Source organism: Methylotenera sp. E1MeOHC1 (assembly GCF_058745595.1).
Genome location: NZ_CP196025.1, coordinates 1,227,005 through 1,247,978, shown reverse-complemented (window position 1 = coordinate 1,247,978; position 20,974 = coordinate 1,227,005). Strand labels below are relative to the sequence as shown.

At 45.6% G+C, this 20,974-nt stretch carries 21 protein-coding genes; 18 read left to right on the top strand and 3 right to left on the bottom strand.

The annotated features are described in order from the left end of the window. Positions 1–3: 3 nt before the first annotated feature. Entirely contained in the window at positions 4–885 is an 882-nt protein-coding gene (locus ACSSU7_RS05615; protein ID WP_492517725.1) for an HpcH/HpaI aldolase/citrate lyase family protein, read from the bottom strand. A 184-nt stretch (positions 886–1,069) separates the two neighbouring features. Between ACSSU7_RS05615 and ACSSU7_RS05610 the strand changes: the two genes are divergently transcribed. From ACSSU7_RS05610 to ACSSU7_RS05545, 14 genes are all read left to right on the top strand, one after another. Then, positions 1,070–1,804, top strand: coding sequence for a GntR family transcriptional regulator (locus ACSSU7_RS05610; protein ID WP_492517724.1), 735 nt, complete (start codon positions 1,070–1,072; stop codon positions 1,802–1,804). A 144-nt stretch (positions 1,805–1,948) separates the two neighbouring features. Continuing rightward, positions 1,949–3,139, top strand: a complete 1,191-nt coding sequence (locus ACSSU7_RS05605) for a malic enzyme-like NAD(P)-binding protein (protein WP_492517723.1) — start codon at positions 1,949–1,951, stop codon at positions 3,137–3,139. Further along, positions 3,140–3,529, top strand: a complete 390-nt coding sequence (sdhC, locus tag ACSSU7_RS05600; RefSeq protein ID WP_492517722.1) for a succinate dehydrogenase, cytochrome b556 subunit — start codon at positions 3,140–3,142, stop codon at positions 3,527–3,529. Positions 3,530–3,540: 11 nt separating this feature from the next. After that, on the top strand, positions 3,541–3,888 hold the full coding sequence (sdhD, locus tag ACSSU7_RS05595; RefSeq protein ID WP_492517721.1) for a succinate dehydrogenase, hydrophobic membrane anchor protein: 348 nt from the start codon (positions 3,541–3,543) through the stop codon (positions 3,886–3,888). A gap of 6 nt (positions 3,889–3,894) precedes the next feature. Beyond that, positions 3,895–5,655 carry a succinate dehydrogenase flavoprotein subunit gene (gene sdhA, locus ACSSU7_RS05590; RefSeq protein WP_492517720.1) on the top strand — a complete coding sequence of 587 codons (1,761 nt, stop codon included), beginning with the start codon at positions 3,895–3,897 and terminating at the stop codon, positions 5,653–5,655. Between the two features lies 1 nt (position 5,656). Continuing rightward, positions 5,657–6,394: a succinate dehydrogenase iron-sulfur subunit gene (locus ACSSU7_RS05585; protein ID WP_492517719.1), complete on the top strand. Its 738-nt coding sequence runs from the start codon at positions 5,657–5,659 to the stop codon at positions 6,392–6,394. 6 nt (positions 6,395–6,400) lie between these two features. Then, positions 6,401–6,721, top strand: a complete 321-nt coding sequence (locus ACSSU7_RS05580; RefSeq protein WP_492517718.1) for an FAD assembly factor SdhE — start codon at positions 6,401–6,403, stop codon at positions 6,719–6,721. Between the two features lies 1 nt (position 6,722). Continuing rightward, on the top strand, positions 6,723–7,853 hold the full coding sequence (locus ACSSU7_RS05575) for an HpcH/HpaI aldolase/citrate lyase family protein (protein WP_492517717.1): 1,131 nt from the start codon (positions 6,723–6,725) through the stop codon (positions 7,851–7,853). Then, positions 7,853–9,490 (top strand): acetate--CoA ligase, encoded by a 1,638-nt coding sequence (locus ACSSU7_RS05570; protein WP_492517716.1) that lies wholly within the window; start codon positions 7,853–7,855, stop codon positions 9,488–9,490. Before ACSSU7_RS05575 ends, ACSSU7_RS05570 begins: the two co-directional genes overlap by 1 nt. A gap of 9 nt (positions 9,491–9,499) precedes the next feature. Further along, on the top strand, positions 9,500–11,038 hold the full coding sequence (locus tag ACSSU7_RS05565) for a fumarate hydratase (RefSeq protein ID WP_492517715.1): 1,539 nt from the start codon (positions 9,500–9,502) through the stop codon (positions 11,036–11,038). A 95-nt stretch (positions 11,039–11,133) separates the two neighbouring features. Then, positions 11,134–11,466, top strand: a complete 333-nt coding sequence (locus tag ACSSU7_RS05560; protein WP_492517714.1) for a hypothetical protein — start codon at positions 11,134–11,136, stop codon at positions 11,464–11,466. Positions 11,467–11,625: 159 nt separating this feature from the next. Further along, entirely contained in the window at positions 11,626–14,229 is a 2,604-nt protein-coding gene (gene acnB / locus ACSSU7_RS05555) for a bifunctional aconitate hydratase 2/2-methylisocitrate dehydratase (protein WP_492517713.1), read from the top strand. 64 nt (positions 14,230–14,293) lie between these two features. Continuing rightward, positions 14,294–14,719, top strand: a complete 426-nt coding sequence (locus ACSSU7_RS05550) for a hypothetical protein (protein ID WP_492517712.1) — start codon at positions 14,294–14,296, stop codon at positions 14,717–14,719. Positions 14,720–14,739: 20 nt separating this feature from the next. Continuing rightward, entirely contained in the window at positions 14,740–15,837 is a 1,098-nt protein-coding gene (locus ACSSU7_RS05545; protein ID WP_492517711.1) for a DUF2914 domain-containing protein, read from the top strand. A 3-nt stretch (positions 15,838–15,840) separates the two neighbouring features. Here the strand turns inward: ACSSU7_RS05545 and ACSSU7_RS05540 are convergent, their stop codons facing one another. Both ACSSU7_RS05540 and ACSSU7_RS05535 read right to left on the bottom strand, forming a co-directional pair. Then, positions 15,841–16,386: a TIGR00645 family protein gene (locus ACSSU7_RS05540; protein WP_492517710.1), complete on the bottom strand. Its 546-nt coding sequence runs from the start codon at positions 16,384–16,386 to the stop codon at positions 15,841–15,843. A 79-nt stretch (positions 16,387–16,465) separates the two neighbouring features. After that, complete coding sequence (locus ACSSU7_RS05535; RefSeq protein WP_492517709.1) at positions 16,466–17,311, bottom strand: 23S rRNA (adenine(2030)-N(6))-methyltransferase RlmJ; 846 nt, start codon at positions 17,309–17,311, stop codon at positions 16,466–16,468. A 62-nt stretch (positions 17,312–17,373) separates the two neighbouring features. Between ACSSU7_RS05535 and ACSSU7_RS05530 the strand changes: the two genes are divergently transcribed. The 4 genes from ACSSU7_RS05530 to uvrC all read left to right on the top strand — a co-directional run bounded on the left by ACSSU7_RS05530 (position 17,374) and on the right by uvrC (position 20,935). After that, a complete protein-coding gene (locus tag ACSSU7_RS05530) occupies positions 17,374–18,066 on the top strand; it encodes a cation diffusion facilitator family transporter (RefSeq protein ID WP_492517708.1) in 693 nt (230 codons plus the stop codon). A 104-nt stretch (positions 18,067–18,170) separates the two neighbouring features. Further along, positions 18,171–18,353, top strand: a complete 183-nt coding sequence (locus ACSSU7_RS05525) for a tautomerase family protein (RefSeq protein ID WP_015831720.1) — start codon at positions 18,171–18,173, stop codon at positions 18,351–18,353. A 163-nt stretch (positions 18,354–18,516) separates the two neighbouring features. Then, complete coding sequence (locus ACSSU7_RS05520; protein ID WP_492517707.1) at positions 18,517–19,038, top strand: SRPBCC family protein; 522 nt, start codon at positions 18,517–18,519, stop codon at positions 19,036–19,038. Positions 19,039–19,135: 97 nt separating this feature from the next. Further along, positions 19,136–20,935 (top strand): excinuclease ABC subunit UvrC, encoded by a 1,800-nt coding sequence (uvrC, locus tag ACSSU7_RS05515; protein WP_492517706.1) that lies wholly within the window; start codon positions 19,136–19,138, stop codon positions 20,933–20,935. The last annotated feature ends 39 nt before the right edge of the window (positions 20,936–20,974 follow it).

Below are 20,974 nucleotides of genomic sequence, written 5' to 3'. Positions count from 1 at the left end.
CATTTATATGTATTCTTCTTCAAGCTCGGTAATTGCTTCATGTAGTTTAATTAAGCGTTGTGCTGCTTTAATGTGGTGATGTTCCACTAACTTGTCGTTAACTACCACGGTGCCACGGCCAGCCTCATTCGCCTCTTTTAGTGCTGTGATGATCAGTCTGGCGTTGGCGACTTCTGTCGCTTTTGGTGTGTATGCATCATTGCAGTAGGCAATTTGGGCAGGGTGTACTAATGATTTTCCATCCATGCCCATGTCGCGGCCAATGCGGCATGCATATTCAAAGGAGTGCATATTTTTAAAGTCGCTAGTAATGCCATCAATCACTGCTTTACCATAAGCGCGTGCGGCTAAAATCACCAAAGATAATGAGGTTAAAATCGCCACGCGTTCATGGGTAACATGCGCATGCAGTTGTGAGATAAGGTCTGAAGTTGCCATCACAATACAGATGACACGGTCAGAGGCTGCGGCAATTTCTTTTGCGTTCAGCACCGCAATCGGGCTTTCTATCATCACCATCATCGGCACGTCATGTCCGCCAGCATCATCGAGCAGCTGTTGTGCTTTTAATACATCTTCGCGTGATTCAATATTAGGGAACAGAATTGCATCCGCACCGATATTCGCCACCGCTCGAATATCATCATGACCCCAGATTGAATCAAGGTTATTCACACGTACTACAACCTCTCTAGAGCCATAGCCACCTTGTTTGATTGCGGCTACTACATTGGCTCTGGATTGTTCTTTGGCGTCAATAAGGATAGGGTCGCCCAAGTCCAAGATGACAGAATCGGCTGCCAATGTGCGTGCTCGATCAAGATAGTGTTGATTGCAGCCCGGTACATATAGCACGGAGCGTCTTGGACGGATGTGATGTTCCATAATCAATATGACTTTATAAAAATGTTGATTTGATTATATAGATGAAATTAAACTAGTGTCAACATTTATCTTATGTCTTATATAAGATATAAAACACTGGACTAATTTAATTCGGCATGATATAAATTCAACCATGGAAATTAAGCATACTTGCTGTTAACTAAAATGCATAGGTTGTGAAATTATGGATAAGCAATTGAGTTCACCCAGCTACAGGCCTTTATATGATCAGATTAAAGTGTTAATCACACAGAGTTTGATTGGCGGCGAGTGGAAGCCTGGTGATGTGATCCCTAGTGAAATAGAGTTGGCTGCGCGTTACAAGGTAAGCCAGGGTACGGTGCGCAAAGCGATTGATAGTTTGTCTGCTGAAAATATTTTGATTCGTAGGCAGGGTAAAGGCACTTTTGTTGCTACGCATAGTGAAGAGGTGACTAAGCTTAGATTTTTAAGATTGACTGCGATTGATGGCAAAAAAGAGTTGCTGCACAACGAACTGATCTCATGTGTTAAATCAAAAGCAGATAACTATATTGCCAAAATTTTAGAGATTAAAGCTGGTGCGGCCACTATAGAAGTGAAGCGCTTGTTGACTTTCTCCGGTCGGCCATTGATTTACGATCATCTTGTGGTGCCTGCAGTTTCGTTTAAGGGGCTTAATGGCAACAAGGTGGAAGAGTGTAACGGTTCAATGTACAGCATGTATGAGTCACAGTTTGGTGTGCGCATGATTCGTGCGGAAGAGCGCTTGAAAGCGGTTGCCGCAAATCAGGAGGTGGCAAAATCCTTGGGTCTAAAAGAGGGTTATCCCTTGTTAAGTATAGAGCGTGTTTCTTTCACCTATGGTGATAAGCCCATGGAGTGGCGCTTGGGTCTGTGTTTGACCGATGACCATCACTACATGAGTGAGCTTGAGTAAGTGAGCTAACTTGAATAAATATTTTTTAAAACTAGCATTGATGCTGTCTGGCTCGCTTCTTGTGCTCTCTGCGCTTGCTTTTCTGTCCTTGCAGATTTTGAAAAACATTTTGACAACTTTGAGTTGTAAATTAAGGCTAAAAAAATGGATGACCTAAAAAAGCGCGCATTGGATTACCACCAGTTTCCTAAACCAGGAAAGTTGAGTGTGGAGTCGTCAAAATCTTGTATTACGCAAGATGATTTGTCGCTCGCATATACACCAGGTGTTGCCGAGCCGGTGCGCGAAATTCATGCAGATGCAAGTAATGCCTACAAATATACCAATAAAGGTAATTTGGTTGCGGTGATTACCGATGGTACTGCGGTACTGGGTTTGGGTAATATGGGTGCATTGGCGAGTAAGCCAGTGATGGAAGGTAAAGCCGTATTGTTTAAGCGTTTTGCTGGCATTGATGTGTTTGATATTGAGGTGAATGCAAAAACACCTGATGAATTTATTGAAACCGTGGTGAATATAGCGCCGACTTTTGGCGGCATTAATTTAGAAGATATTGCGGCGCCACACTGTTTTTATATAGAGAATGAGCTGAAAAAACGTTTGGATATCCCAGTGTTTCATGATGATCAGCACGGAACAGCGGTGATTGTGGCTGCAGCATTGCTCAATGCGCTGACCTTGCAGGGTAAAAACATGGCAACGGCAAAAATCGTATTTCTAGGTGCGGGTGCCGCTGGCTGTTCTTGCGCAAAATTGCTGAAAAGCATGGGCGCTAATCATATTACGATGGTAGATAGAACCGGCGTTTTAGATACTAATCGACCAGATCTGCATGATAACAACCGAGCCCTTGCCATTGCGCCGAGTGCGTTAAAAACGCTGGCAGATGCCATGCAAGGCGCGGATGTGTTTATTGGTGTTTCCGCCAAAAATGCACTTGATGCAAGCTTAATCAATGACATGGCGGTTAACCCGATTATTTTTGCTTTGGCAAACCCAGACCCAGAAGTGCTACCGAGTGTAGCGCATGCTATACGTGGTGATGTGTTGATGGCAACCGGGCGTAGTGATTTTCCTAATCAGGTCAATAATGCGCTGTGTTTCCCATATTTGTTTAGAGGGGCGTTAGATGCTAAGGCTAAGCAAATCACAGAGGCGATGAAAATTGCCGCAGCGCATGCCTTAAGTGAGCTTGCGCGTGAGCCAGTGCCAGCAGAGGTGTTGGCTGCTTATAATCTGCACTCACTTGCGTTTGGCAAAGATTATATTATTCCTAAACCATTTGATCCGCGCCTGTTAGCGCGAGTATCAAAAGCAGTAGCTGAGGCAGCATAAGTGGCTAAAAAAACTCCCATCCGCAATCGGCCCAAGAATCTTAATCTATTTACGATTCGCTTGCCTATCAATGCTGTGGTGTCGATTTTGCATCGCATGAGTGGCATGTTGCTGTTTTTATTGATTCCGGCATTAATTTGGGCGCTGCAAACCTCACTCAGTAATGAGTCAAATTTTGATAAGTTGGGTGTGATGTTTAGGCACTGGACGTTAAAGCTGATTTTAATTGGTTTTTCCTGGCCGTTTTTTCATCATTTGTATGCAGGGCTAAGGCATTTAGGGCAAGACGTGCATTGGATGACGACGCTCAATAAAGCGAGATTCTCCAGCCGCATAGTGTTGGGGTTAGGCGCCTGTTCCATGCTTAGTTTTGCTTATTATATTTGGTAACAACCACCGTTATGTTGATAGAACTACTAACAAAAAAATATCCGGGCATGCGTTTATGGCTCACGCAGCGTATTTCGGCAGTGATTATGGTGATTTATCTAATGCTGATGTTGCTTGTATTAGCAATTAAGCAGCCGCACGATTATGTGTCATGGCTAGATTTAATGTCACCTTGGTGGTGGCGGTTGTTAACGCTAGTGTTTTTTACCAGTTTATTTACGCATGCTTGGCTTGGGGTGCGGGATGTATTTAAAGATTATGTGTTTAACCTAAAGTTGCGTGCTGTGATGCAAGTGACGGTGGATATATTGTTGATTGTTTACCTGTGCTGGGTATGCATTATTTTATGGAAGCTTTAGTCTCATATGAATATACAAAATCATCAGTTTGATGCAGTGATTGTTGGTGGTGGCGGCGCAGGCTTGCGCGCCTCGCTACAACTCGCCGAGGCCGGTGTTAAGGTTGCCGTGCTGTCTAAGGTTTTCCCCACACGCTCACATACAGTGGCGGCACAGGGTGGCGTGGCCGCTGCTCTGGGTAATGTGTCTGGAGATAACTGGCTTTGGCATATGTACGACACGATTAAAGGCTCTGATTACCTAGGTGATCAGGATGCGATTGAGTTTATGTGTAAAAACGCCGCCAAGGCGATTATTGAACTTGAGCATTTTGGCATGCCGTTTGACCGCCTAGAAAACGGCAAAATATTTCAGCGCCCATTTGGCGGGATGACGCAGAACTTTGGTGAAAAACCTATTTCACGTACTTGTGCTGTGGCTGACAGAACCGGCCATGCCATGCTGCATACTTTGTATCAGCGCAATATTCGTGCAAATACACAGTTTTTTGTCGAATGGTTTGCACTGGATTTAATTCGCGATGCGGATGGCGATGTGCTGGGTGTGATTGCGTTAGAAATTGAAACTGGCGATATTCATGTGATACAGGCTAAAACAACGTTGTTAGCTACAGGTGGTGCAGGGCGCATATTCCAAGCCAGTACCAATGCCTTTATTAATACTGGTGATGGGCTGGGTATGGCGATACGCGCTGGTTTACCATTGCAGGATATGGAGTTCTGGCAATTTCATCCGACTGGCGTACTGCATGCTGGTGTGTTGATTACCGAAGGTGTGCGTGGTGAGGGTGGCTATTTGGTGAACTCTGAAGGCGAGCGTTTTATGGAGCGCTATGCACCTAATGCCAAAGACTTAGCAAGTCGTGATGTGATTTCACGTTCAATTGCCACAGAAATTAAAGCCGGCCGCGGTGTGGGCAAAAATAAAGATGCAGTGTACTTAAAACTAGACCATTTGGGTGAGGAGTTGATTAATAAGCGCCTGCCGGGTATCCGTGAAATTGCTAAAACCTTTGCCAATGTTGACCCAGTGGTTGACCCGATTCCGATTGTGCCAACAGCACATTACATGATGGGAGGTATTCCTACCAATTTAGATGGGCAAGTGGTTGAGCCGGAAGATGGTGGCGAAAAGGTCGTGAGTGGCTTATATGCCGTAGGTGAGTGTGCCTGTGTTTCCGTACATGGCGCAAATCGCCTAGGCTCTAACTCGTTATTGGATTTAGTCGTGTTTGGTAAAGTCGCAGGCGACCAAATGGTGAAACAGATTGCCTTAAACCAAGCACACAAGCCGTTGCCTAGTGATGCAGCTGACAAAACATTGGCGCGGGTTAATCGTCTAAACCAGCAAACCAATGGTGAAAATGTGGCTGAAGTTGGCGCGGCCATGCGTAGTGCCATGCAAGCGCATTGCGGCGTGTTTAGGTTCCCTGATCTGCTGGAAGATGGCGTGACTAAAATCAATGAGATTGCCGAACGTGTGAAGCATATTGAGATTAAAGATAAGAGCCAGGTGTTTAATACCGCGCGCATCGAGGCGTTGGAGCTGGACAATTTAATCGAAGTGGCTGTGGCGACCATGCATGCTGCCAACAACCGCAAAGAAAGCCGCGGTGCACATGCACGCGAAGATTTCTCCGAGCGTGATGATGAAAACTGGTTAGCGCATTCACTTTATTATAAAAAAGACCACCAGCTGCTTTATAAGCCTGTGCGTTTGCAACCATTAACTGTAGAGCCATTTATACCTAAAGCGAGGGTTTATTAATATGAAGTTTTCTATTTATAGATACAACCCGGACACGGACAAAAAGCCTTACATGCAAGACTATGACATTGAATTGCAAGAAGAGGACCAAATGTTGCTGGATGCGCTGATTCGTATCAAGCAGCATGACGATACCTTATCTATGCGTAAATCCTGCCGTGAGGGTGTGTGTGGTAGTGATGCCATGAACATTAACGGTAAAAATGGCCTAGCCTGTACCACTAAGTTGTCTGAGCTTGAGCAGCCTGTGGTACTTAGACCCATGCCGGGTTTGCCAGTGATACGCGACTTGGTGGTTGATATGACGCAGTTCTTTGAGCATTACAACTCAGTAAAACCTTATTTGATTAACGATGACCCGTTACCTGAAACTGAGCGCCTGCAAAGCCCGGAAGACCGGGCAAAGCTGGATGGCCTGTACGAGTGCATTATGTGTGGCGCCTGTACCACGGCTTGTCCTAGTTTTTGGTGGAATCCTGACAAGTTTGTAGGGCCGTCTGGCTTGATGCAGGCTTATCGATTTATTGTTGATTCACGCGATCAGGCAGAAGCAGAGCGTTTGGAAAACTTGGAAGACCCATACCGCTTGTATCGTTGCCACAACATTATGAACTGTGTGGACGTTTGCCCGAAAAAACTTAACCCTAATGCAGCGATTGCCAGCATTAAAGATTTAAAAATTGAGCGGGCAAAAGAGGCGAAAGCCACGAAAAAAACGGTGTCTATTAAGGCGATTTGAGGTGGCATGATGATGAATGCAGAAAACCTGAGAGATGCAGAGCAAAGACGCTTTGCGTGGCGTTGCAGAAGAGGCTTGCTAGAGCTTGATATTGTGCTGCAAGACTTTGTGCAACATCACTACGATGCATTGACCTTAGAAGAGCTGCAAGTGTTTGATGCGCTACTCGCATTGCCAGACAATGACTTTTGGATGCTGATTAATAATACCAGCGCCATGGGTAAAGCGCTTGGGGCGCAAGAGAGCGCCAGAAGCGCCATGATTTATAAAATTAAAACTGCCCGATTAAATAAACCCGAGTCAAGCAAACTACAGGAGGCTGAATAAGATGATGATGCATATAGGTGAAGAGCCAATCGCTTTTGACGCCAAAGCGCTGGGCGATTATTGGCCTGGCATCCAGTTGTATTATCCGCCGGTCAAGTATGCGCCTAGTCTGGGTATTTATGAAGACATGGAGCAGGCTGCTGCGCGCATGAAAAAACATGCGCATTTTACGCAAGCACACACCCTCATTTTTGACTTGGAAGACGGTTGCCGACAAAAAGCCATGAGTCGTGATCTGCTGCGCAAAGAGCTACCATTGCTGCGCAAAACCAATGAGCGTGTCACGGTTGCTATCCGCGCCAACTCATTTAGAACCGATGAGTACGAGCAGGATATGCAATTGGTGCGCGACATGGGCGACTATATTGATGTAGTGATGCTGGCCAAAGCAGGTGAGGCGTATGGCGCGGCAGAGGTGCGTGATTTATCCAGTTTCCTATTGAGCGTTAATCCGCATATTACGATTCAGCCTATTATTGAGCACCCTAAATCGCTAAAAATAGCACCAGACTTGATGCAGTACAGCACGGTTAAACATGTGGTGTTTGGTATTCATGACTTTTCAAAAGCGATGGGTATACAAATTACGCCTGAAAACTGGATTGATGAACTGCAGTTTTACATGAATACATTGATGTTTGAAGCACGTATCGCCGGTAAAGGTGTGATTGGCGGCGTGGAAACGCTAATCGGCGCGAGTCCGATGCCGGAAAAATATCTTGAGCCACATGATGTGCGCCGCTGGCTTGATTTGCATGGTGATAATGAGTCGCGCGTAGTTTACAAACATGCTTGTAAAGAGGCGGCAATGGGCTTAACTGGCAAACAAGTCATACATCCAGGGCATATACATCTTTGTAAAACTGCATACACGCCATCCCCAACCGAAATTGCACAAAAAGTATGTATTTTGAAGGCGGCGATTGAGGCGGATGCTTTGCTGGGTGGTGCGATTAAGTTTGAAGGCGAGATGTTGGATCCGCCAATGTTTGGTAAAGCCTTACAAACATTATTAAGGGCGCATGCATTACGCGCGCTTAAATCCAGCGATATGGAATTTGCTTTACATGTTTTGCAACTACTACCTGCACAGGTTGTGCGAGAAAACTGGCCATATGGAGTGCTTTTATAATGTTGACTGACTTTCCAAAGTGGGATTGGCAAATTCCAGAGTATTTTAATATTGGTGTGGCTTGCTCAGACCGTCATTTAGGCACGGCGCAAGCAAATGAAATTGCGATGATTGTTGAGGATGATGCCTTAGGTACCTCCACCATTACTTTTGCAGATTTGGCACTTAAAACTGATTTATTTGCGCAAATATTACGTGATTTTGGTGTTAAAGTCGGCGATCGAGTGCTGATTCGCTTGCCGAATAGTTTGGATTACCCAATCGCGTTCTTAGGTGCGATGAAAATGGGAGCGATATCTGTACCCACATCTACCTTGCTTACCGCAGAAGAAGTTGCATATTTGGCAAAAGATTCAGGCGCAACCGTACTGGTGACCGATGCGGCGGCGTGGGCTGGGATGCAGTCGCAACTGGAAGGTGCGTTGGGTAATACGCCTAACCTGAAACATGTGCTACTGACACAGCTGACGCAAATGCCTGCAGCCGGCAAATTGGTTGTGCACGATTTGCAGCAAACAATGGCTAACGTAAAAGCGGTAGACGCAATGCCGCGCACTAAAGCTGAAGATCCTGCTTATCTGGTCTATACCTCTGGTACTACCGGTTATCCTAAGGGCGTGCTACATGCGCACCGCGCTTTATTAGGGCGTCAGCCCGCAGCACAGTATTGGTTTAATTACAGCGAGCAAGTGCAAGATAGAATCATGCACTCAGGAAAGTTTAACTGGACCTATGTACTAGGTACTGGTTTGATGGATCCGCTGTATTTGGGTAAAACCGTGATTGTGCATGAGGGTAAAAACGATGCGCAAAAATGGCTGGATTTAATCCAAAAACATCAAGCCACTATTTTTATTGGCGTGCCTACTATTTACCGCCAGATTTTACAAAAAACCACCACGGCCAAAGAACAGTTGCCTAGTATGCGCCACTATATGAGCGCGGGTGAGCACTTGTCAGATGAGGTGTTAACGCAATGGCGTGCGCGTTTTGGGTTAGATATCTATGAAGCGGTTGGCATGAGTGAGTTTTCATACTACCTCTCGCAAAGCAAGTACCGTCCTATCCGTGCTGGTTCAGCTGGTTTTCCGCAGCCTGGGCACGATATTCAGTTACTTAATCCAGACACGCGTGAGCCTGTAGCCGCGGGTGAAGAGGGCATGATTTGCGTCACGGATACAGACCCTGGTTTGTTTTTACGTTACTGGAATCTGGATGAAGAAACTGCCAAATATAAGCATGATAGCTACTTCTTTACCGGAGATTATGCAAAATATGATGCTGATGGCTACATCTGGTTCTTAGGGCGCAAAGACGACATTATTAAAAGCTTTGGCTACCGTGTTTCACCCTATGAGATCGAGCGTGTGTATAAAGGCCATCCAGATGTGTCAGATTGCGCTGCCATTGGTGAAGAGATTGAGAAAGATAAGCTGCTAGTGGTGATTTATGTGATATTGAAGCCAGAGGCTAGCATCACGCCGGATGATTTATTGCATTTTGGTAAGCAGCATCTGGCAGCTTATAAATCGCCCAAAACGGTTTATCTGGCAAAAGATTTTCCACGCACTAAGAATGGTAAAATCTTACGTAAAGATATCAACTCAACCATTGCCACAGCAAAATCAACACGATAAACCAATACGATGACTACGATTAAACAAGAGGACTTTATTGCCAGCATTGCAGATGCTTTGCAGTATATTTCTTACTACCACCCCGCTGATTTTATTCAGGCGTTAGCCGCTGCTTATACGCAGGAAGAATCTCCAGCCGCCAAAGACGCGATTGCGCAGATTCTGACTAACTCGCGCATGTGTGCAGAAGGCAAGCGCCCATTGTGTCAGGATACCGGCATTGTGGTGGCTTTTGTTAAAGTAGGGATGAATGCACGTTTTGATGCTGAGCTTTCATTGGAGCAGATGGTCAATGAAGGTGTGCGTCGCGCTTATTTGTTACCTGAAAATAAGCTGCGTGCCTCGATTGTGAGTGACCCGGCTGGTAAGCGTGCCAATACTAAAGACAACACCCCGGCTGTGGTACATGTAGAATTGGTAACTGGCGATAAGGTTGAAGTGAGCATCGCAGCTAAAGGCGGCGGTAGTGAGAATAAAGCAAAACTAGCCATGCTTAACCCGAACGACAGCATTGTTGATTGGATATTAGAGGTAGTGCCAACTATGGGCGCCGGCTGGTGTCCGCCTGGTATGCTGGGGATTGGTATTGGCGGTACCGCTGAAAAAGCCATGTTGTTGGCTAAAGAGTCACTGATGGCGCCGATTGATATGCACGAGCTGAAAGCAAACGGCGCGCAGAATAAAATTGATGCTTTAAGGTTGGAAATCTATGAAAAGGTCAATAATCTGGGGATTGGCGCACAAGGCTTAGGCGGCTTAACTACCGTACTGGATGTGAAAATACTAGATTATCCAACGCATGCGGCCAGCTTGCCGGTGGCGATTATTCCTAATTGCGCGGCTACACGACACGTACATTTTGAGCTGGATGGCAGCGGGCCAGCAGTTTTGGAAGCACCAAGTCTGGATGATTGGCCTGATGTGCATTGGGCACCAAGCGCACAATCGTTAAGGGTGAATCTGGATACGATTACGCAGCAAGAGATTGAAGCATGGCAGCCAGGACAAACCTTGCTGCTAAGCGGTAAGTTGCTCACCGGTAGGGACGCTGCGCATAAACGTATGGTGACCATGCTGAATAATGGTGAAAAGCTGCCAATAGACTTTACCAATCGCTTTATTTATTACGTGGGCCCTGTAGATGCGGTGGGTAATGAGGCCGTAGGGCCAGCAGGCCCAACCACAGCGACGCGTATGGATGATTTTACAGAAGCTATGCTCAGCCAAACCGGGCTGTTAGGTATGATAGGTAAGGCTGAGCGCGGGGAAGAAACGATTGCAACCATTGCCAAGCATCACTCAGTTTATTTAACGGCAGTGGGTGGCGCAGCTTATTTGGTGAGCAAAGCGATTAAGAAAGCTGAAGTGCTAGCATTTGCTGATTTGGGCATGGAAGCCATTTATGAATTTACCGTGCAAGACATGCCAGTAACGGTTGCAGTTGATAGCCACGGTAGTTCAGTGCATACCACTGGCCCTGCGGAATGGCAACAAAAGATAGCACAGCGTAAAGCCCTTGATGAGGTGATTGTCATTCATCCAGCTTAGTAGGTAAGCACTAGTAAATAATCATTAGTTAAGTGATAGACTGAGTGAATTATTATCTAGATTTTTACTCTTAACTCATGCAAAGGAGTAAGTTGATGAAATCACATGGAATTAGGTTGTTTATCTTAGTTGCTGGGGCGGCTGGTTTGATGGTTGGTTTAATGGCGGTGATGCCTGCGCATGCTGCTACTATCCTTGATGTGCTGACCGATACCCAAGGCCGCTATACAGGGCCTACCGTTGAAGAAAACGTGGTGTCGATGGACACCGATAAAAACGGATTTGCCGATGCTAGCGAGGTGCGTGCTTTTTTAGAGCTCAAGCATGGCAAAGGCTATGAAAGTGAAGTCTTAGAAAGATTCGAAGCTTCGCTTAAAGGCGCGAGCTGTGGTACCCCTTTCGCAGGGGCATCGCAACTAACAAACTAGTTTGGCTGATTATTAGATTTTGCAGGTGACGTACACGGTGAAAGTGCGCTAATCCTCACAAATGCATGAATCATCACACATGCATTAATCAACATTAAGTTAAGCTAGTTTATAATAAACACAATTTTATTTAACTAGAAATCTAAGCAGAAAATCGTTATGTTAAAAGCCTATGCAGCGCACGTGCAAGAACGTGCTTCACAACAACTTCCTCCATTACCATTATCAGCTGAACAAGTCGCACAACTTGTAGAGCTACTCAAAAACCCGCCAGCGGGTGAAGAAGAACTGTTGGTCGATTTGCTAGAGAATCGCGTACCAGCAGGTGTGGATCAGGCTGCCTATGTGAAAGCAGCGTTTTTGTCAGACATTGCGCACGGTAAAGCTGTATCACCGTTAGTCAGCGCTGAAGCAGCGGTTGCCTTATTGGGCACCATGCTAGGTGGCTACAATGTACAGGCTTTGGTCGGGCTGTTAGATTTATCTGCGACTAACCCAGCCATGGCGGATGCTGCGGTTAAAGCCTTATCGCAAACGATTTTAATGTTTGATGCATTCCATGATGTTGATGAAAAAATGAAAGCAGGCAATGTGCATGCTAAACAACTCATCGAGTCTTGGGCAAATGCAGAGTGGTTTACCAATGTGCCAAAATTGGCTGACGAAATTAAAGTCGTTGTATTTAAAGTGGATGGTGAAACCAATACTGACGATTTAAGCCCAGCTCAAGAGGCATGGAGCCGCCCAGATATTCCATTGCATGCAAAAGCGATGCTAGTGACTAAAATGCCTGATGGCTTAAAAACGATTGAAACCTTGAAGCAAAAAGGTTTGCCACTCGCTTATGTGGGTGACGTGGTCGGTACTGGTTCATCACGTAAATCAGCCATTAACTCTGTACAGTGGTTTATGGGTAATGATATTCCTAATATTCCTAACAAACGCACTGGTGGTGTGATTCTAGGCACCAAAATTGCGCCAATTTTCTTTAACACCGCAGAAGACTCAGGCGCGATGCCGATTCAATGTGATGTGTCAAAAATGCAAACGGGCGATGTCATCACCATTAAACCTTATGCAGGCCAAGTGTTAAATGCGCAAGGTGAGGTCATTAGCACGTTTGAGCTAGCACCAACCACCATGCCGGATGAAGTGCGTGCTGGCGGCCGTATTCCATTGATTATTGGCCGTGGTTTAACTACCAATGCGCGCCATGCACTAGGTTTACCAGCATCTGATTTATTTATTCAATCTATTGCACCAAAAGATACAGGCAAAGGCTACACGCTGGCGCAAAAAATGGTGGGTAGAGCATGTGGTTTGCCTGAAGGTACAGGCGTGCGCCCTGGTGCGTATTGTGAGCCTAAGGCCACAACGGTTGGTTCACAAGATACGACTGGCGGTATGACGCGTGATGAGCTTAAAGAGTTGGCGTGTTTGGGCTTCAGCGCTGATTTAGTGATGCAAAGCTTCTGCCACACAGCCGCTTACCCAAAACCAGTTGATATTAAATTACAGCACAGCTTGCCAGAGTTTATGAGCAGTCGTGGCGGCGTTAGCTTACGCCCAGGTGATGGCGTGATTCACTCATGGTTAAACCGCATGGTGTTGCCAGATACGGTTGGTACAGGTGGCGATTCACACACACGTTTCCCGATTGGTATTTCATTCCCAGCGGGCTCTGGCTTGGTTGCCTTTGCAGCAGCTATGGGCGTGATGCCATTAGATATGCCTGAATCTGTATTAGTGCGTTTTAAAGGTGAAATGCAGCCTGGCATTACCTTGCGTGATTTAGTGAATGCAATTCCTTACGCAGCTATTCAAGAAGGCACTTTGACAGTTGGTAAGCAAGGTAAAAAGAATGTATTTAACGGCAGAATCTTGGAAATTGAAGGTTTGCCAGATTTAAAAGTAGAGCAAGCGTTTGAGTTTGCCGATGCCTCTGCTGAGCGTTCTGCTAACGGCTGTACGGTGAAGTTGAACAAGGAGCCAGTGATTGAGTTCCTGACTTCAAATATCGTGTTGTTACAGAACATGATTGATAATGGTTACCAAGATCCACGCACATTGCAACGCCGTATTGCAAGCATGCAGGCTTGGTTGGCTAAGCCTGAGTTATTAGAGGCCGATAAAGATGCTGAATACGCACATGTGATTGAGATTGACCTCAACACCATTACTGAGCCATTAGTAGCTTGCCCTAACGACCCAGACGACATCAAACCATTAACAGCGGTAGTCGGCGATAAAATTGATGAAGTATTCATCGGTAGCTGCATGACTAACATCGGTCACTATCGCGCGGCGGCTAAAGTGTTGGAAGGTTCAGGCGGTATCCCTACGCGTTTATGGATTGCACCACCGACCCGTATGGACGAAGCGCAATTACGTGATGAAGGTGTTTACTCTGTATTTGGGGTTGCCGGCGCCAGAACTGAAGTGCCAGGTTGCTCATTATGTATGGGTAACCAAGCGCGTGTAGCAGATAAGGCCACTGTGTTTTCAACCAGTACGCGTAACTTTGACAACCGCATGGGTAGAGATGCTCGTGTGTACTTGGGTTCAGCGGAATTGGCTGCGGTTTGTGCCAAGTTAGGCCGTATGCCGACACATGCAGAGTATTTGGACACGGTAGGCAACAAACTGGCTAACACAGCTGAAATTTACAAATATCTGAATTTTGATCAAATGACAGACTACACGCCAGCATTAGAGGCGCTTTCTAATGGTAAAAAAGTCATTCCTATCACCGAGCAAGTTTAAGTGATTGGTCAGATGGTAGTACACTGTTTGTTTCAGTTGATTCAGCAATGACCGCACAATTAATATGACCAAACCTCTGCCGCAGGACAATCGGATAATTTTTGACCCAAAGATCATCACGCCGCCACCTCAACGTGGCGCGTGGAAGCGGATGTTGCCGTTAAGTCTGTTGCTGGTCGCGGTTATCTGTGCTGCCTGGTATTTTGGCTGGGACGCCAAAGCAGTGGGGGCTGGTGTAATACTGTTTGGTGTAGTGTCTAATGTATTTGTTTGGATTATCGGTGTTATTGGCTTGGTCCCTGTCGTTGGTCCCTTGATTGTCAAGGTACTAAGCCTCTCCATCATTTGGCTGCTGAATGCCATTGGCTATATTGTTTCATTTGTCGCCATTAAACGCGGCTATTCAAAAGATGTACTCACTTATCGCGGATTAACCATTGCGTTAATCATAGGTATTATCATTGGCTATGTTATCGGCCATTTTCTGTAGTTCTATTCGTTTTTTCTGATATGTTTAGCCAATTAACCAATGTAGCTTGGGTGCAAACCGCCATGCGCCATGTGCGTAAAGTTGCAGATTTTATGCCTGCCGTGTTCTTTGTGGGAGGGTTCGCCTGGGATGCACTAACCATAGGTCGCAATGTTGCCGCCTTGGATTTATGGATATTCGCAGGCTACCTGTTTTGTGCTGCAGTCATTCTTTATCTGATTGGCCGCCCGATTCCTCTTGAGAACAGCTCGAGTAAGTTGGTGTCTGTGGTTAAAAAGCATTACTCACCACGCGTGCCTTACTTTTTATTGCAATTTTTGTTTGGCAGCCTGTTCAGTGCTTTATTTATTTTGTATTTTAAAAGTTCTAGTCATTGGCTGGCATGGCTGATGTCACTGGCGCTGGCAGTATTGTTGGTGGCGAATGAGTTTTTAGAAAGCGAATACAAACGTTTCACACTAAGCTGGTCTATGTTCGGCTTATGTGCCATGTTGCTATTTAACTTTGCCTTGCCGTTTATATTGGGCAGCATACATGCGGTGTGGTTTTACTTAAGTACGCTACTTGGCGCCAGTTTGGCATTTTGGCTGTATAAGAAAACACCTAACCACTTGGGGAGCATCAAGCCAGTTGCTGCCATTGCAGCGCTACTCATGTTGGCCTATGCGGCGGATATGATTCCCCCTGTGCCTTTGGTCAAGCGTGATGTGGTGGTGGCCTTTGAGTTAGAAAAAGCCAATGGACAATACCGGTTGTCGCAGCAGGCGTCCCCATGGTGGGTATTCTGGCGTAAAACCAGCAATGATTTAGAAATGACACCAGGGCAGCGTGTGTATTGTTTTTCTTCTATATTTGCTCCGCCAGGCTTGCAAGCAAAGCTATATCATCGTTGGCAACATTACGACAAAAAGCAAGGCTGGGTGACGCAGTCACGCATAGGTTTTGACTTATCTGGTGGACGTTATGAAGGTTTTAGAGGTTATACCTACAAGAGCAATTTAGCGCCGGGTGAATGGCGCGTGAGCGTGGAAACTGAAAACGAGAAAACGATTACCGTGCATAAGTTTTCTGTACAGCAGGTAGAGGTAGCACCACAGCGAGTGGTGCTACTATATTAAGATTTAGTGCTCGGTCGGTTGTGGATGTGACATGAGTTTGTCGATATAAGCAATTGCCACTGCAGATAGCACAAACGTCATGTGAATCACGGTTTGTGCAATCAATACTTTATCAGATAGGTTTTGTGCATTGATAAAGGTCTTGAGCAAGTGAATTGACGAAATGCCGATGATAGCAGTCGCCAGTTTTACTTTTAATAGGTTGGCATTCACGTGAGATAGCCAATCCGGTTCATCTGGGTGGCCTTCCAAGTTAAGGCGTGATACAAAGGTTTCATAGCCGCCTACAATCACCATAATCAGCAGATTTGAAATCATCACTACGTCAATCAAACCCAGCACGATTAGCATAATATCTGCTTCAACGATTTTATTTGCGCTTGCTACCAAGTGAATAAGCTCTACGCCAAAAAAGAACACGTATACCGCTTGTGCCACAATCAAGCCCAAATACAGCGGTAATTGCAGCCAGCGGCTACCAAATAAAATATTAGTCATAATGCTGCCTTGTTTATAGGCGGTCGCATGTTGTTTTGATTTTTCTTGCATTAGTAAAAGCCTTTAAATTAATTACGAAACTTAATAACGTAAACGTGGGTGTATTGTAGCAGTTAGATTAAGGGTAAATTTACTCAATCTGGCTGTCTAACGTGAAGTTTGCGGCCGTATCCAGTGCCAGTAGTTCGGTTAAAACTGGCATGCTCTCTGCCAAAGTTTTAGGTAGGGTCCACGGTGGGTTAATCACAAATAAACCGCTACCATACATGCCAAACCCTTCTGCTGACGGCGCCGCAACCGATAAAGTGACATGTAACCAGTTAGGTAAGTTCAATGCCAAGAGGCTATCTCGCATTTCTGATGGCTCTGGGCGCTGTAATAACGGGTACCAAATGATGTAAGTGCCAGTAGGAAATCGCTTCACACTGTCTTTAATTGCATCCACAACATATAGATAATCCTGCTTATCTTCATAAGGCGGGTCTATCAGTACTACCGCGCGGCGGGGTGGGGGTGGTAAGCATGACTTTAGGCCTTTAAAGCCATTTTGCATTTCCACTTTGACCTGTTTGCCAAAGCCTTCAAAGTTATCTGACAATAGCTCGTAATCGCTAGGGTGTAGTTCAAACAGGCGCATTTTGTCATCTGCTCGCATATGCGATTCAGCCACCATGGGTGAGCCTGGGTAAAACTCCAGCGTATTGCTGGTGTTAAAAGATTTAATCTTGGCGACATAATCAGCAAGACTGTGCGGCAGGTGCTGTGCAGATAAAAGCTTGCTGATGCCTGCTTCAAACTCTGCATTTTGGGTTGCGTAACCCTGTTGCAGGCTGTACATGCCTGCACCTGCATGGCTGTCTATATACCAGAATGGTTTGTCTTTTTGTGCGGTATGGGCAAGCACTAAACCTAGTACGTAATGCTTAAGTACATCGGCGTGGTTGCCTGCATGAAATGCGTGGCGGTAACTGAGCATAGAATCATGAAAAATTGTGATAAGGCGACATTATCCCAGATTTTTGGGTTAGCATTTAGCTTATGAATACATCTACACACCACAAGCACGATGATCACGATCATTATTTCGTCCCATTTTTATTAATTCTTATTTTTGCAATCGTAGAAGCCGTTGGTAGCTGGTACACCGGCTCCTTAGCGCTGTTAAGTGATGCGGGACATATGTTTTCCGATGTTGCCGCACTTGGCTTAGCTTGGATAGCGTCTGTAATGAGTAAGCGTGCCAATGTTGCACGCCACCGCTCTGGGGTGAGCTATGCAGAGCTAGTTGTTTCCATCATCAATGCAGTCGCTATGTTGCTGGTAGTGGTCTTTATTGTGATAGAGGCAATTACGCGGTTTCAACAGCCGCATCAAGTGCAGGGGTTTGGTTTAATTGTTATTGCCAGCATCGGTTTAATTGTTAATTTGGTGGTGGCTAAACAATTGCATCATCAGGCGCATCATCATGGCGAAAGCTTAAATAATAGTGCTGCTTTTCTGCATGTTTTAGGCGATTTATTAGGCTCTGTTGCCGCAGTGGCCGCGGGTGTTGTGATTTACTTTACAGGCTGGATGTTGATTGACCCTATCTTGTCATTGTTAATTTCATTGTTGTTATTGATGCTGACTTTAAATTTAATGCGAGATATTTGGTTAACCTTACAAGGTCAGCTTACTAAATACCATCAACACGCACATGACCACGAGCATCATCATGAGCACGAGCACTAAATCAACTTAGTAACGTTAATTGCAGCCGATGCTCATGGCTCGCGGTTTTATGTAGGTAGTTTTCTGTCGGTAGTGTAAGTGCATCAATTAAAGGAGAATGAAGCATGCCATATGTGAACATCAAATTAGCTGGTGAAGTTACGCGCGAGCAAAAAGCGCAAATCGCCAAAGAAATCACCGAAACATTAGAGCGCGTCGCGCATAAGCCAAAGTCTTATACCTATATTACGTTTGAAGAGGTTGCTTATGAAGATTGGGCCATCGCAGGTGAGTTGTTAGATGCCTAGCGTTGTTTAGGTTAGATAGTCGTACAGATTATTGCTTGTAATATCTGGCATGCTTTTGCATGCGTCAATGATGTTGTGTCCCCGTTGTTTTAATAATCATGTATATTCTTGTGCGCTCGCTTTTGGCGGGCGCATTCTTAAATAATAATATTTCGAGGTTTTTATGAGTAAATTTATGACAGCAATGTTGGTTTCATTGTTTGCGTTTACAAACCAAGCATCTGCTGCGATTGACGAAACAATCCGTGTGAAAGAAAGTATTGAAATCAATGCGCCAGCGGATAAAGTATGGGCAGCGGTAGGTAGTTTTGCTGATATGCGCTGGCACCCAGCAATCGCTAAAACTGAAATCACTAGCGGCCAAGCTGCAGAGGTTGGCGCTACGCGTGTATTAACCACACAAGATGGCGGCAAAATTAATGAAGTGCTAACTAGTTTTGATGCTGATGCTAAAACCATGAAGTATGAAATCACAGAAAGCGTATTGCCACTACGTGAATATGGTGCAACTTTAAAAGTTAAAGCCAGTGCAGACGGCAAGGCAACTGTGGTTTGGAGTGCAAACTTTAAACGTAAAGATCCGGCAAATCCGGGTGCTGCTGGTCAAGATGATGCAGCAGCTAAAGCCGCGATTTTAGGTATTTTTAAATCAGGTTTAGAAAACATTAAAAAGATTTCAGAGTAATTCACCTCTGGTTTGATGATCACGGTAAATATTCATTTTGTAATATTTACCGTGTTTGATTTAATCCAATTCAATTAATGGGCTGTAAAATACGCTCATGTTCGATGCCAAGCCCATTCTAAAAAACTTGCCCAACCTGCCGGGCGTCTATCGCATGATTAACGCTAGCGATGAGGTGATTTATGTTGGCAAGGCCAAAGACCTCAAGAAACGCGTTTCCTCTTACTTTAATAAAACCTTACCCAGCCCGCGCACACGCGTGATGGTGAGTAATATTGCACGTATAGAAACCACGGTGACGCGCAGTGAAGCAGAAGCGCTATTGCTGGAAAATAACCTGATTAAAGGCTTAATGCCGCGCTATAACGTGTTGTTTAGGGATGATAAGTCATACCCCTATATTACATTGACCGGTGATGAGTATTCTCGCCTAGCGTTTCATCGTGGCGCGCAGCGCAAAGGTAACCAGTATTTTGGGCCATTTCCTAACTCGGTAGCGGTGCGTGAGAGTATTCAATTACTGCAAAAGGTTTTTAAATTGCGCACTTGTGAAAATACCGTATTCGCCAACCGTAGTCGTCCATGTTTGCAGCACCAAATAGCACGTTGCACTGCGCCGTGCGTAGGCTTTATTTCGGCAGATGATTATCGTAATGATGTACATCAGGCCGCCATGTTCCTGCAAGGTAAGACCACTGAGGTAATCGATACCATTGCCGAGCAAATGAATACTGCTGCGGCTAAGCAAGATTACGAGCTCGCAGTTGTGTTTAGAGACCGCATACAGGCACTGCATCAGGTGCAGGCTAAGCAGTTTGTTAGTGACTTTAACGTATCGGACGCTGATGTGATTGCCGGCGCGGAGTTGCAGGGGCAGCACTGTGTGAATTTGGTGATGATTCGTGGCGGACGTCACTTAGGTGACCGTAGTTATATGCCAAAGAACACCGATGGTGAAACATTGGAAACCACGGTGCAAGCCTTTTTGGCACAGCATTATGTTGCCCAAAATACACCGCCACTGATTGTGGTGGGCGTTAAAATCGAAACCGAGTTGATTGAAGAAGTGTTAAGCGAGCAAGCTGGCCGTAAAGTAAAAATCAATACCAATCCTATCGGCGACAAGCGCGTGTGGTTGAAAATGGCGCAAACTAATGCTGATTTGGCATTGGGGCAGCGTGCCGCCACCTCTGCCAATCAGGAGGCTAAATTGCTTGCACTGCGTGAGGCCTTGCGCCTACCTGATAGTACTGAGCGTATGGAGTGCTTTGATATTAGCCATACCATGGGCGAGGCCACAGTAGCTAGCTGTGTCGTGTTTGATCGTGGCGATATGCAAAATAGTGAATACCGCCGCTATAACATTACGGGCATTACCCCGGGTGACGATTACGCGGCGATGCGCGATGTGCTTACCAGACGCTATAAGAAAGTGGCGGCGGGTGAGGGTAAGCGTCCGGATTTGGTGTTTATTGATGGCGGTAAAGGCCAGCTTGGTGTGGCGATTGAAGTGATGGCCGAAGTTGGGCTGGACGATATCCTGCTGGTAGGTATTGCCAAAGGAGAGGATCGTAAACCCGGTCTGGAGACCATGATCTTTTCAGATACTGGTGAGATGATTAATCTGGAGAAAGATAACAAAGGTCTGCACCTATTGCAGCAGATTCGCGATGAAGCACATCGTTTCGCCATTACCGGGCATCGTGCTAAACGTGCCAAAGCCAGATTGCATTCCAGCCTGGAAGATATTGAAGGGATAGGTGCAAAACGTCGTAAGGCGCTGCTTACCCGTTTTGGCGGTTTAGATGGCGTAAAAAATGCTAGTATTGATGAACTTGCCAGTGTTGAAGGCATCAGCCAAAGTTTGGCTGAGAAAATATATGGCGAATTGCATTAAGCTACCGCTAAGAATCGTTACTTTTTTGGATATCACTCT

Coding starts and splice junctions, on each gene's coding strand:
- ACSSU7_RS05535 (WP_492517709.1), bottom strand. CDS start 17,311: ATGCTCAGTTACCGCCACGCATTTCATGCAGGCAACCACGCCGATGTA.
- ACSSU7_RS05520 (WP_492517707.1), top strand. CDS start 18,517: ATGAGTAAATTTATGACAGCAATGTTGGTTTCATTGTTTGCGTTTACA.
- ACSSU7_RS05610 (WP_492517724.1), top strand. CDS start 1,070: ATGGATAAGCAATTGAGTTCACCCAGCTACAGGCCTTTATATGATCAG.
- ACSSU7_RS05550 (WP_492517712.1), top strand. CDS start 14,294: ATGACCAAACCTCTGCCGCAGGACAATCGGATAATTTTTGACCCAAAG.
- acnB (WP_492517713.1), top strand. CDS start 11,626: ATGTTAAAAGCCTATGCAGCGCACGTGCAAGAACGTGCTTCACAACAA.
- ACSSU7_RS05540 (WP_492517710.1), bottom strand. CDS start 16,386: ATGCAAGAAAAATCAAAACAACATGCGACCGCCTATAAACAAGGCAGC.
- ACSSU7_RS05525 (WP_015831720.1), top strand. CDS start 18,171: ATGCCATATGTGAACATCAAATTAGCTGGTGAAGTTACGCGCGAGCAA.
- sdhD (WP_492517721.1), top strand. CDS start 3,541: ATGTTGATAGAACTACTAACAAAAAAATATCCGGGCATGCGTTTATGG.
- ACSSU7_RS05575 (WP_492517717.1), top strand. CDS start 6,723: ATGATGATGCATATAGGTGAAGAGCCAATCGCTTTTGACGCCAAAGCG.
- ACSSU7_RS05570 (WP_492517716.1), top strand. CDS start 7,853: ATGTTGACTGACTTTCCAAAGTGGGATTGGCAAATTCCAGAGTATTTT.
- ACSSU7_RS05615 (WP_492517725.1), bottom strand. CDS start 885: ATGGAACATCACATCCGTCCAAGACGCTCCGTGCTATATGTACCGGGC.
- ACSSU7_RS05560 (WP_492517714.1), top strand. CDS start 11,134: ATGAAATCACATGGAATTAGGTTGTTTATCTTAGTTGCTGGGGCGGCT.
- sdhA (WP_492517720.1), top strand. CDS start 3,895: ATGAATATACAAAATCATCAGTTTGATGCAGTGATTGTTGGTGGTGGC.
- ACSSU7_RS05585 (WP_492517719.1), top strand. CDS start 5,657: ATGAAGTTTTCTATTTATAGATACAACCCGGACACGGACAAAAAGCCT.
- ACSSU7_RS05545 (WP_492517711.1), top strand. CDS start 14,740: ATGTTTAGCCAATTAACCAATGTAGCTTGGGTGCAAACCGCCATGCGC.
- ACSSU7_RS05580 (WP_492517718.1), top strand. CDS start 6,401: ATGATGATGAATGCAGAAAACCTGAGAGATGCAGAGCAAAGACGCTTT.
- ACSSU7_RS05605 (WP_492517723.1), top strand. CDS start 1,949: ATGGATGACCTAAAAAAGCGCGCATTGGATTACCACCAGTTTCCTAAA.
- ACSSU7_RS05530 (WP_492517708.1), top strand. CDS start 17,374: ATGAATACATCTACACACCACAAGCACGATGATCACGATCATTATTTC.
- ACSSU7_RS05565 (WP_492517715.1), top strand. CDS start 9,500: ATGACTACGATTAAACAAGAGGACTTTATTGCCAGCATTGCAGATGCT.
- uvrC (WP_492517706.1), top strand. CDS start 19,136: ATGTTCGATGCCAAGCCCATTCTAAAAAACTTGCCCAACCTGCCGGGC.